8 protein-coding genes are annotated in these 11,921 nt (G+C 33.6%); 5 read left to right on the top strand and 3 right to left on the bottom strand.

All coding sequences use genetic code 11. The features are described from left to right. Nucleotides 1-319 precede the first annotated feature (319 nt). From ACZ0AH_RS04595 to ACZ0AH_RS04575, 5 genes are all read left to right on the top strand, one after another. Nucleotides 320-2,029 carry a hypothetical protein gene (locus ACZ0AH_RS04595; protein ID WP_463474672.1) on the top strand — a complete coding sequence of 570 codons (1,710 nt, stop codon included), beginning with the start codon at nucleotides 320-322 and terminating at the stop codon, nucleotides 2,027-2,029. Then, on the top strand, nucleotides 2,004-2,489 hold the full coding sequence (locus tag ACZ0AH_RS04590; RefSeq protein WP_463474671.1) for a hypothetical protein: 486 nt from the start codon (nucleotides 2,004-2,006) through the stop codon (nucleotides 2,487-2,489). Before ACZ0AH_RS04595 ends, ACZ0AH_RS04590 begins: the two co-directional genes overlap by 26 nt. 406 nt (nucleotides 2,490-2,895) lie before the next feature. Beyond that, complete coding sequence (locus ACZ0AH_RS04585; RefSeq protein WP_463474670.1) at nucleotides 2,896-3,459, top strand: DUF6642 family protein; 564 nt, start codon at nucleotides 2,896-2,898, stop codon at nucleotides 3,457-3,459. 2 nt (nucleotides 3,460-3,461) lie between these two features. After that, nucleotides 3,462-4,382 (top strand): helix-turn-helix domain-containing protein, encoded by a 921-nt coding sequence (locus ACZ0AH_RS04580; RefSeq protein WP_463474669.1) that lies wholly within the window; start codon nucleotides 3,462-3,464, stop codon nucleotides 4,380-4,382. 70 nt (nucleotides 4,383-4,452) lie between these two features. After that, complete coding sequence (locus tag ACZ0AH_RS04575) at nucleotides 4,453-4,653, top strand: hypothetical protein (protein WP_463474668.1); 201 nt, start codon at nucleotides 4,453-4,455, stop codon at nucleotides 4,651-4,653. Nucleotides 4,654-4,988: 335 nt separating this feature from the next. Here the strand turns inward: ACZ0AH_RS04575 and ACZ0AH_RS04570 are convergent, their stop codons facing one another. The 3 genes from ACZ0AH_RS04570 to ACZ0AH_RS04560 are packed head-to-tail and all read right to left on the bottom strand — an operon-like array spanning nucleotide 4,989 to nucleotide 11,608. Next, the gene (locus tag ACZ0AH_RS04570) at nucleotides 4,989-6,557 is read right to left on the bottom strand and encodes a DUF5123 domain-containing protein (RefSeq protein WP_463474667.1); all 1,569 of its coding nucleotides are present in this window, start codon (nucleotides 6,555-6,557) and stop codon (nucleotides 4,989-4,991) included. A 40-nt stretch (nucleotides 6,558-6,597) separates the two neighbouring features. Then, entirely contained in the window at nucleotides 6,598-8,382 is a 1,785-nt protein-coding gene (locus tag ACZ0AH_RS04565) for a RagB/SusD family nutrient uptake outer membrane protein (RefSeq protein WP_463474666.1), read from the bottom strand. Between the two features lie 16 nt (nucleotides 8,383-8,398). Continuing rightward, complete coding sequence (locus ACZ0AH_RS04560; protein ID WP_463474665.1) at nucleotides 8,399-11,608, bottom strand: SusC/RagA family TonB-linked outer membrane protein; 3,210 nt, start codon at nucleotides 11,606-11,608, stop codon at nucleotides 8,399-8,401. Nucleotides 11,609-11,921 lie beyond the last annotated feature (313 nt).

The raw sequence follows: 11,921 nt of genomic DNA, 5'->3' as shown, positions 1-11,921 counted from the left end.
GAATAAGATTAAAAAAATCAAGTGATTTGATGATATATAGGGCGAAAAATTATTAAAATAAGTTATTTAATTTTTTTTATTTAGAATTAAAAGAAAGATCTAAAAACTAGCAATCGGTTGTTTTAAAATTATAATTTATAAGGTTTTTAACTTTTTTAAAGGATATAATTCTCGAATTTCTGACAGTAATTGTTGTAATAATTTAAACAGAATAAGTAGTTGTTTTAAAATACTAAATTAAAGTCATTTCTTTATTTTAATAATAAATATGAAAGTTTTTACTTACTTTTATTTTTTTTAAATTAAAGCCAAATAAAAAATGAAAAGCCTAAAATTTTACTTATTAAGTATTTTTATATTAACTATTAACTCTTGTGGAACTAATGAAGAAATTAGTACCGAAACAAAATCTAAAAGTTCAACATACATTAAAAAAGTAAGTGTCGATGAATTATTAGCGAAATTAAAAAACAGGGATAACGAATTAGCTTTCTTTATCGAGAACAATCCTGTTTCTAATCTAAAAACGAATACAGGAAAAACGGATTACTATTTAGATCTTAAAAATATTGTTGTTGTAAAAAACGACAAAAATGAAGCTGCTTACAGTATTCCTTTATACATACAATCAGATATTAATTCTCCCTTTTTGTATGCGCTGTCAGTAGAAATAACAGATACAAATATTGAAACCAAATTAGTAACGAAAGAACCAATGGATGATGGCGCTTACAATTATTATGGGTCCTCATTTGATGTTTATAAAAAAAACGCCCTAACTTCTAAAATAAACCGAATTGATTGTTATTGCGTAAGCATCATCAGCGATTGTAATTGCCATCCTGCTCATGCTGACGCTGGATGCGACCACCCTAATGTACTAACAAGTTGTAATTGCAGTGGTACTGGAAGCACTGGAAGCTCCGGAGTTTCAGAGGAATCTGGCGGTTCTGGCAATAATAACGCAGGTACTCAAACTTCCTGGAGTGGAGGATCAGGAGGCGCAACAACATACACCCCAACAGGCGAGGGGGTATATTTTGCTTTGAGAAAATTCTTTAGACCCGATCTTGAACTTAATGTTTTACAAAAATACACTATTGTAAATGAGCTTGCTTATAGCAAGAAATTATTAGATTTTTTAAACGAGGAAGGAGATTCTCCCATCAATAAAGCCTTTGTTATACAAATGCTTTATAATCTTGAGGATGGGCAATTTACAGCCACAAAACAACTTAGCAATTCTATACAAAATTTTAAATACTCACAAAAATCTCCTTTTAATGTAGATTTAAGTTCTATATTAGATAATTCTAATTTAGCGGAAAACAAAAAATTCATGAGCATTTACGATGCATTAGCAACATCACCTGAATTTCAAAAATTATTTGTAGATCTATTTGGAAACAGTACTAAATATAATGTGAAATTTCAAATTGGAAATCTTACCACCGGTGCTAGCGGTGACACACAAACAAATTTGATTGACCCTACAAACAACGTAATTAGTATTGATGCCAATTTCATTAAAAATAATAGTAAATTAGTCGTTGCAAAAACCATTTTGCATGAATGTATTCACGCCTTTTTAAACGTAAAATTATGCGATGCCGGACAAGGAATGAGTATTCCAAACATAAACAATCAAGATTTTTATAACATTATTAACGAGCTATATAATGGTTTTTCTCAGGGTCAAAACCAGCATAATTTTATATATAATTATATGCTACCAACTATGAAGACAGTTCTTGCAGATATAAGGAATCTTTTAGTTACTTCGGAAGAAAGTAGTACCTTGGCAGGTTTAGGGATGCATATCCCTTATAATAATTCTCCTCGAACTGATTTCAATTGGACTGATTTTTATCATAATTTATCTTTATCAGGGTTACAAAACTGTTCCTTTTTTCAAAACGAAATTGGTACTTTTAATAGTGATGGAACTCCTAACATAACAGTTAATCAAACATTAATGCAAAGTTATAATCAATACAATAATTATGGTCGCCAAAATTTACGCCCTTAGAAATTTAAAATTATGTTTATTTATTTTATTACTAATTCCAATATCAGTATTATCACAAGACATTGAAAAAATTAAAAAATCTGATACTATCTATATCTATTTCAAAAAAGATAAAGCTAATCAACATGTCAATGAAGAAATAACGTCAAACACAAAAATAAAATATTATAATTATTATTATGTTTTTGGATATCTCAACGATTATCAACTTTTAATGACTTTTACACATCATTATTCAATAAGCCCAGAAGAAATAAAAGAGAAAAAATGTTTTCTAAGAAAAAATAAAGATTTGATTGTTACTTATGATTTTCTAACAAAATATAATCTTGGAGAAGCAACCGATTTAGTTGGTCATAAAAAAAAGGTTTATTTAATTGATGATGATGATATTGGCTGGTTTACAATAAAATTAAAAGAAGTCAAAGTTATGGGAACTTTTACTCAAAGTATTGAATAAAATCATCCTTGAAAGCTTTATTTGCAAAATAATAAAACATCATGAGATTGTGATTCTCTTGCTCGGTTCTTCAAAAAACGAAACATAAGATCTTTTTACATGAAATACAAATCATTACTTATCATACAACTTTTTATTCCTAAGCCAGTATACTATATTCCTGCTACGCAAAGTCATCCAGCTTTGCGTTTTTTATAATAATAAAATTCATCATTCATATTTCTGTTGTTGTAAGATTTATACATTACTCCACAACTCCAAACCCACTCCTACTTTTAAACGAATGTCAAAAATGCGTTAAAAAACACTCCAAGTTGCTGTTTTTCACCAATAAAAAATACATTTGCCAAAACGAAGTAAAAAGCAAGTCTTTCACAAACGATCAGCAACCAGAAAATGTAGTGGTATGGATTATGAAAAATTTATTTTCTGCCTTGAAGGCGTTCCTGATGTAGATACTATTATAACTACTGATGTAGTTAAAAATCTGGAAGAAATCGCTATCGATCAAGGCATTGCAAGTATTTATAAAACCTGCGATACGATTGAAGGTTTAGAAGAAAGCCTGAATGTGCTGCTTTATGAAGATCATAATTTTAAGGATTATGAAATTATTTATCTCGTTATGCCCGGTGAACCCAACAATATCTGCCTTCATGATTATTATTATAGCCTTGAAGAAATAGCAGAATTGTTTGAAGGAAAAATGAAAGGGAAAATAATACATTTTGCCAACAAGAAAATACTAGACTTAAACGACGACGAAGCTCAATATTTCCTGGATATCACAGGCGCAAGGGCAATTTCAGGTTACGGGTCTACTTATAATAAAATTGCAAGCTGCAGTACTATCGATAAAGCTTTTTTTAGTCTTTATCAGGACAATGATGATATTACCGAAGTTGTTGAAGAACTGTACCAAAAGCATTATGCGCTTTGCAAATTGTTGGACTTTAGATTGTATTATTAGTTATGAAAACAAAATTAAACGAAAAAGTAAAAACGTATGATTCTCAGGGATTTCGCGAAAAATTTTTAGGCAGGGAAAATCCTATTCACCATCTTTTCAGAGCCAATCTGGATCACTTTTTCTGTTTACGGATAGAAGAAATAATGTCGCTTCAACATCCTGTTCCGCCTTCTAAACACAATTGCCATACGCTAATTTTTATTACTTCGGGAACACATCTTATGAAACTTGGTTTTGAGGAATGTCATACCAATCCAAACGAAATTATTGTAGTTCCGGCTGGTCAGATTTTCTCTATAGAACATATTGACAGTAAACATAAAGGCTTTATTTGCCAGTTTCATCCTGATATTTTAATTGGAAAATTCGGAAATAGAGAAATGCTGAATGATTTTGATTTCCTGAAAATATCCGGAAATCCTAAAATTACTGTTCCTGAAAAAGATTCGGCTTTTATCATCAATATCCTAAATCGTTTACAAGCTGAATATTTGGAATCTGAAACGATGAATTTTGATCTTATTCAGTCGTATTTGATGGCCTTGTTTCTTGAAATGAATAAAAATGTTACCAAATCCAACAAAAGCGGAACGGCTGCAATGGTTCTTTCAACTAAATTTAAAGAACTGATTTACACCAACCTCAACAAACCTGATAAGGTAAATTTTTATGCGTCGTTACTAAATGTTACGCCAAATCATCTGAACAAATCAATCAAATTAATTACGGGTAAATCTGCTACTCAAATGATTGAGGAAACCATTATTCTGGAAGCTAAATATTTATTGTACCAAACTACGCTTTCGATAAGCGAAATTGCTATGCAGGTTGGTCATGAAGATCAATCTTACTTTAGTCGTTTCTTTAAAAAACACGAAGGAATTAGTCCTGTTCAATACCGAAAATTGATTGATAAATCCTAATTATTGCTTACAGAATCCTATTAACTCCAAAAGCATTTGTTGAAATTTGCCTTGTAAAAAAGAGCAAATTATGATTTATGTTTTTAAAACATCTGTCGATACAAAATCGAAATTAGAATTGGCAACTGCAGAACTTCAGCAATTGCTGCCTGATGTGCAATGGAATTTTGATCTTGAGGATTGTGATAATATTTTAAGAATTGACAGCGAATTTGAAATATCAGATTTGATTCTCAATAACACTGTTTTTGATTGCATCGAATTAGAATAATCTTTTTTATTAAAAAGTCTACATAGCAGGCGTTATTATAGCACGCGGATGACACGGATTTGAACTGATTTTTATTTTACGTATACCTTTGTCAAAGTTTAAAACTTTGACAAAGGTATGTAGACAATAGTCGATATTTGTTTATTACTCAAATTGCGGGACTTCGACTTCGCTCAGTCTGACAAAAAATGGTGTAAAAGAATTTTCAAATAAAACAATCTGCGAAAATCTGTTTAAATCCGCCTCATCCGCATGCCATTTCACACCAACCAAAAACAAAAGAGGGATACAAAAACTGTATCCCTCTTTCTATAAAAACCAACTGTAGAAAAATGCTATTTTATCCAACGTGGATCTCCTACTCTATTATCAAGTAAAGTTCCGTTTTTGATGGTAAAATCTCCTGCTGCTGCGTTTACAAACTGAGGGTTTGCAACTGTTCCCGTAGCATCGATTTTATTGTCTTTAACTGCTGCATCCATAAATCCCGGTGCATTAAAATAATAGTTTTTAGTATACGTAGGAGCCGTTGTAAGCGGCTGATTGGTATAAAGCGCAGTTGTTTCTGTAATCAACGTGTTTCTTACGATAGATGTATTGGCATTAAAACGAACATATAATATTCTTTTTCCTGCCGTTCCTGCCGCAACTGTTATATCTGATACTTTATATAAGGTACAGCTATCAATTAAAACATTGGTTGTTAAACCTGTTCCGTTAAAACTTCCCGCATCTACCCTGACAAAATCACGACTTATTGAACAGGTATTGAATGTGCTGTTTTTAACAATGATATCGGCAACATACGTATTTCTGAAATCGATTAAATCTGCACCAACATTTGTATTTACGTTTTGAACAATACTATTATCAACCGTAAATGATTTTACTTTAGTCGAAGTTGCATTTGCAGCAATCAATGCACGTGTGTAATCATGAATTTTACAGCCACTTACCAAAATATCTCCATAAACAGAACTTGCTCCGGAAATGGTTATAACGCTTGCATTGTTAATTCCGGTTCCGTCTAAATCCAAATCGATTAAACTTAAAGCAGAAGCTCCTGCAGCAGCAGTAAACGTTACATTTAAGAATGGTTTGCTATAACTTTTTACTCCTCTAATTGTTATTGGTTTAGTCAATACGATATCACCGGTTGCACTGTAATCTCCAGGCATTAAGAATAATTTTGAACCTGCCGGAGCAGCTGCAATTTTTGCAACTAAATCATCTTGAGGATTCACTACAATTCCGGTTGTTACGTCGACTCCTGTTTTAAAAGTTACAACACCTCTTTTCTTGGCTCCGTTTAGCAAAGTAGCCGTGTATCCAGTTTCACCTGTAAGCCCCGTCACGATTGCAACGCCTGCTGTTTTTTCTGCTGGTGTAATCGTGTGTGTGACATCGCCCGGAGCAACCGTAATTTGCGTTACATTGCTATTAGGCGTCCATCTTAAAGTGATAGATTGTCCTTCGATATCTATATCCTGAACCGGAAAGAAAATTTGTTCTGATAATGTTGTTGCTGTAATAACAGACCATTTCGAATCTTCTAATCCTGCTGCGCTAATTGCTTTTACTCGTATCGAATAAGTCGTTTCTCCTTCTAACGGTACTTGTACCGGCAATTCTGCAGCTGTAACATTTACTGTTTTAAAAATCGTTTTAAAATCCGGATCATCGGCACTAAATTCTACTGTATAATGATCTGCGTCTTCTTTTGCTGTCCAGTTTAATTCGACTGTTGTCTGATTTTTAACTTTTGCTGTAAGCCCTAACGGAGAGAATTCTCTGGTTGCGCCAATTCCGTCCAACAATCCCTTATTATAACTTTCACAGCCCGAAACTGCGAAGACAAGTAATAATCCGGCTATTAACCCTTTTACTATATATTTTGTTTTCATAAACATAATAACTTATAATTAATAATTAATTTTTGAGATATTAATAACCGTAATCATTAACTAATTGACCGTTGCTTCCGTCAATAATTTTTTGCCATATTGGCCAGAATTGTCTGTTATCCGGATTTACACCTAGTTTATAAAGAGAATTTATTTTACTGTCTGTTAAAGTATTCCATGCGAAATACGTATAAGCTGCTCCTGGATTTGCAGTTTCACCTTTATTTAATCCATAAATATCAAGGGTAACATTATCTGCTTTATATTTAAAATATAAACCTGTTGGTACCGTTGCATATTCTCCTGTATGCTGTTGCAAACGGAACATTTTTTCTTTAGCTTCGTCTAATTTTACTTTCAATAAATTCCAACGAATAAGTGCTTGCTTGCGTTCCATTTCTCCTGTAAACTCATATTTATTTTCATCTACAATTGCATTAAACATGGCTGTTTTACTCGTTAAAGCATCTACATAGTTATCTACTTTTTCAGCCTGAACTGCCGGAGCAAAAGCTCTTCTGCGTATTTCTTTCAAATATGGTGCAGCAGCAGCCGGACCTTCTAATTCGTTTGCAGCTTCGGCAGCAATTAAAAGTACTTCGGCATAACGCATGTAAATTTTATTGACACCATCATCATTTGTTGAGGTCACAAAACGGGTCATCCACTCGTAACGGTATTTCCCAAAAGACCATTTGTTTAATGCTGCCAATTCCTGTTTCGCAATTCCGTTAACGGCAGTTCCGTAGATGTAAGGAACACACGTAACATCTCTGCGCGTATCTGCCAGATCATAATCGTAAAAAACAAAAGGAAGCGGTCCTGCAGTTCCCCCGCGATTTGCTCCATTTGCATGGAATTGATCGTTAGTCGTATGTTTTACTGCAAAAGAAAATAACATTCTTCCGCGGCCATCTCCAAAAGGAATTTCCCAAAGAGATTCTCCGCCTGCTGTTAAATTTTCCTGATTGTATTTTTTCCAGAAGGTTTCAAATGAAGATTCTAAATGAGCAGATCCGCTTTGAATGATGCTGCGTGTTTCGTCTAATGCCAGTTTATACATCGCACCAACTGAAAGATCAGGATCAGTGCTTCTTCTAACTCCGTCAGGATATTGCTGATAACCACTTGCAATTAACGCTAAACGGGCACGTAATCCTTTTACAAATGCTTTATTAATTTGTTCTACGCTGGTTGTTACAGCAGTTTCACCCGGCCACGGCACTAATGTTGATGCTTCGCCCAAATCTTTGATAAGCTGTTTATAAATTACATCACGACTTGATTTTGGTATGTATATTGTTGCCGAATTTACGGGCTCAAAACGAGCCGGTACATCTCCGTGTGCTTTTAGTAAATCAGCATAATAAATGGCACGCAATGTTAGGGCTGATCCTAATAAATAGCCAAGTTCTGTTCCGGGTCTTGGATCGCCGTATTTGCGAAGTCCTGCTATACAAATATTTGCACGCTCAATACCAGAATACATAGACACCCACGGATTGGTATCAGCATTCATCTGGCTGTTATTTGGTTTGGCATCATAAACACTTAAATCCGGTTTATCATCAGAAGTAGATTCTGAAGAATTGTACCATTCAACATCCGTATTAAATCCATAAAAAGGAAGAAAACGACCTCTGTGTCCGTTGGTATCTCCAAACGGAATTTTAATTCCGTCTACAGCACCTTTGGCTAATCCGGCATCAGAAAAAATCAATGATTCGTCTAATGTTGATTTTGCAGGTGCATCTAAATAATCTTCCTGACAAGAACTAAAAAGGCTTGCTAAAATTAATCCTGCTATTATTATTTTATGTTTCATTTTGATACGTTTTAAATTAAAAATTAAGGTTTAAACCAAAAACCAACTGTCTGCTGCGCGGATATGCTGAATAATCAACTCCAGGTGTCAGAGGCGTATTTCTTCTTGTTGAAACTTCAGGATCAGGTCCAGAATAATTGGTAAGAAGGAAAACATTCGTAGCCGTCAGGTAAAATCTCAATTTGGTAATGCCCATTGCATCCGTAAGAGAATTTGGAGATGTATATCCTAATGTAAGTGTGTTAAGTCTTAAAAAAGAACCATCTTCAACTGCCCAATCACTAAAAACGTAACGGTTCATATAAGGCGACCACATTGTTGTATTCGCATTTAGCGCCGTTAATGCCGTTGGGTCTGTTACTAATTGTCCTGTTGCAGGATCAAGATTTGTCCATCTTTTTCCGTCAGCCATTTCTGAACTTAAATTTCTATATTGACCGTTTGGAGTCGAAGTTGTAAATTCTACTTTGTTTGCATTATAAACGTCGTTTCCAACACTATAATTAAAAGAAGCTGAAAGATCAAAACCATAAGCGTTAGCATTAATGATAAAACCTCCGTTAAATTTTGGGTTAACATCACCAATAATGGTACGGTCGTCTCCATTTACAACACCATCACCATTTAAATCTTTTAATTTCATATAACCTGGCTGTACAGTACCCACAACTGTAGAAGCGTTTGCAACGCCCGGTTTCAATGTATAAGTTGTTCCGTTATAGTCAAAATCTGAAACTTCATAACGTCCGTCATTTTTATAGCCATACATTACTCCTAATGGCTGACCTACATTTACTTGGTAATCAGCATCAATTGCCGTAGAAGCCCAACCACTTGTTGCGCTAAAATCCTTCATGATTCCAAGAGAATTAATACGATTTTTGTTTACTGCAAGATTGAATGAGAAATTTAAACCATAATCTTGTTTTTGAATGGCCACAACATTTAAAGTAGCTTCAAAACCTGTATTTTGAGTTTCTCCCATATTTCTATATTGGGTCGTATAACCGGATCCGGTTACCGGGAAATTGATTAAAAGATCATGCGTTACGTTTTTGTATAATTCGAAAGAACCATTAATTCGGCTTTTGAAAAAATCAAAATCCAATCCTAAGTTTTGTGTAACTGTCGTTTCCCATTTTAAGTCAGGATTTGCCAAAACATTTGCTGCTGCCCAATAATTATTTACACCATTTATCCACGGAGATGTTGATGAAATAAAGTTCTGGGTGGTTTGTCCTGTCGGAATATTATTGTTTCCTGCTTCTCCGTAACTTAATCTCACTTTAAGTGAATTAATCCATGAAACCTGTTTTAAGAAACTTTCTTCAGAAATTTTCCAGGCTGCTGCTGCTGCCGGGAAAAATCCCCATTTATTATCGCCTAAAAATTTGCTTGAACCATCGGCACGATATGTTCCGGTTAAGATATAACGGTTTCTGAATTCGTAATTTACACGTCCGAAGAATGAAAGCAATTTATCATCCGGAAAATAATAATTATCTACAGAAATAGGTTTTCCTTGTGAAGTAAGTTTTTGTGTTTGATCGAAACTAAAGAATTCCGGAAATCCCTGTAAAACTGTATTTACATCATTTCTTTGAAAATCGATTGTTTCTTCTCCTAAAAGAACATTTAAAGTATGGTCTTCGCCAAGTGATTTTTTGAAATCATAATTCAGCGTATTTGCATTTCTAAAACGAATATCTTTTCTATCACTCATGTTCAATGCCGGCATTCCCTGCAATTCAGCAGCTGGCGCATTTGCTACATAATAAGTAGAACGTCCGTAATAACGGTAATCCAGATAGTTATAATTATCTAAACCAAGTTCTGTTTTAAAAACCAATTTGTCGGTTAATTTCCATGAAAAACTTCCTAACATATTAAAGTTTTTTCTAAACTGCTGACGGTCATTATCGGCTACAGCCACAAAAGGATTTACAAGATATCCTGAAACTGCTTCGTCTGTATCATCTGTTGTTAATCCCGGCATCGGAATTGGTGAATAACCCACAACATGTTTTAGACGTGAATCTGCTGTAGATTTTTCGTTTTGTTCGTTATTTCCACCACCATTTATTTCTGTATCAGAATAACGCATCGTAAAAGCAAGATCTATTTTATCACTCGCTTTGCTTTTTAATGCCAAAGACAAGTTATTTCTTTTGAAATCTGAACCTTGCATAATGGCAGTTTCATCATAATGTGCATAATTAAAATTGAAATTAATTTTGTCCGAACCACCACGAATTGCCAAATCACGGCTCTGAACTTCTCCGGTACGTCCGTAAATTTGTTTTTGCCAATTATCACCTTTCAATCCATTATATAGATCATGATCTTGCCATGAACCAAAATATTTTTCATACGAGTTTACATCTTTTGCAAGCAAAGCATATTCATATTGCCATTTTACAAAATCTTCAGGCTGCAGCACATCAATTTCGTCTGCCATTTGTTTCATACCATAAAACATATTAAAGTTTACAGCAATTTTTCCGTCTTTACCAGTTTTAGTCGTAATAATAACAACTCCGTTAGCTCCTCTTGAACCGTAAATTGCGGTAGACGATGCATCTTTAAGAACTGTAATTGTATCAATATCCGATGGGGAAACGTCGTTCATACTGTTTACCGGAAATCCGTCAACAATAATTAAAGGTGAACTATCCTGAGTTAAAGATCCTCCGCCACGAACTCTGATTTTAATATCAGAATCTGGTGAACCTTCAGAAGATATAATCTGAACACCGGCAATACGTCCCGTTAAAGCTTCAGCAACATTGGCAATTGGTGTTTTTCTAACATCATTTCCTGATAAAGTAGAAACTGCTCCGGTTAAGTCGCCTTTTTTTACTGATCCGTATCCAACCACAATTACTTCGTTCAGGTTGTTAGCATCTTCAGATAAGGCAACATCAACTTTGCTGCGGCCGTCAACATTAATTTCTTTAGTTCTAAATCCAATAAAAGAAAACGCTACAACAGCTTTAGAACTGGTAAGCTTAATTTTATAATGTCCGTCAAAATCAGTAGAAGCACTGTTTTTTGTCCCTTTTTCTATAATGTTAACACCAGGCAAAGTCAATCCCGCACCATCTTTTACGGTTCCTTCCAGAGTTACACCTTGTGCACTAACACGATTGCTCATTAAAAGGCACAATAAAAAAACAACTGCGAAACAACAATTTGCTCCTTTATTAAATAAATCTTTAAAATTCATGGTTAATTGTTTAAATTATTAATTGGTTTTTTTAGTTTATAGTCTGTTTTTAAGTTTTCTCTTTTTGCTTTTTTATCGGAATCAAAACTTCATATAATCACTAATATCAAGACTTTCCTGTTTTAAAAAGATCAAAAAACAATATTGAATTTTGAATTGCAACAATATTGTAATCGATTACACAAACATAAATATTTTTTTGATATAAAAAATTAAAATTCACAAAAATTTCATAATAAAAATTATATATTAAAAATAAAACGTGTTTTTTCTATGACATATGTAATTTATTCCAACAATAAATATTAAATAT

It is taken from the genome of Flavobacterium sp. AC105 (assembly GCF_979258495.1).
Note: the sequence above shows the minus strand (reverse complement) of the source record. Positions and strands in the feature narration are given on the sequence as shown.

Bases quoted from the DNA above. Each gene is read 5' to 3' on its own strand.
- ACZ0AH_RS04595 (WP_463474672.1), top strand. From the start codon at position 320: ATGAAAAGCCTAAAATTTTACTTATTAAGTATTTTTATATTAACTATT.
- ACZ0AH_RS04590 (WP_463474671.1), top strand. From the start codon at position 2,004: ATGGTCGCCAAAATTTACGCCCTTAGAAATTTAAAATTATGTTTATTT.
- ACZ0AH_RS04585 (WP_463474670.1), top strand. From the start codon at position 2,896: ATGGATTATGAAAAATTTATTTTCTGCCTTGAAGGCGTTCCTGATGTA.
- ACZ0AH_RS04580 (WP_463474669.1), top strand. From the start codon at position 3,462: ATGAAAACAAAATTAAACGAAAAAGTAAAAACGTATGATTCTCAGGGA.
- ACZ0AH_RS04575 (WP_463474668.1), top strand. From the start codon at position 4,453: ATGATTTATGTTTTTAAAACATCTGTCGATACAAAATCGAAATTAGAA.
- ACZ0AH_RS04570 (WP_463474667.1), bottom strand. From the start codon at position 6,557: ATGAAAACAAAATATATAGTAAAAGGGTTAATAGCCGGATTATTACTT.
- ACZ0AH_RS04565 (WP_463474666.1), bottom strand. From the start codon at position 8,382: ATGAAACATAAAATAATAATAGCAGGATTAATTTTAGCAAGCCTTTTT.
- ACZ0AH_RS04560 (WP_463474665.1), bottom strand. From the start codon at position 11,608: ATGAATTTTAAAGATTTATTTAATAAAGGAGCAAATTGTTGTTTCGCA.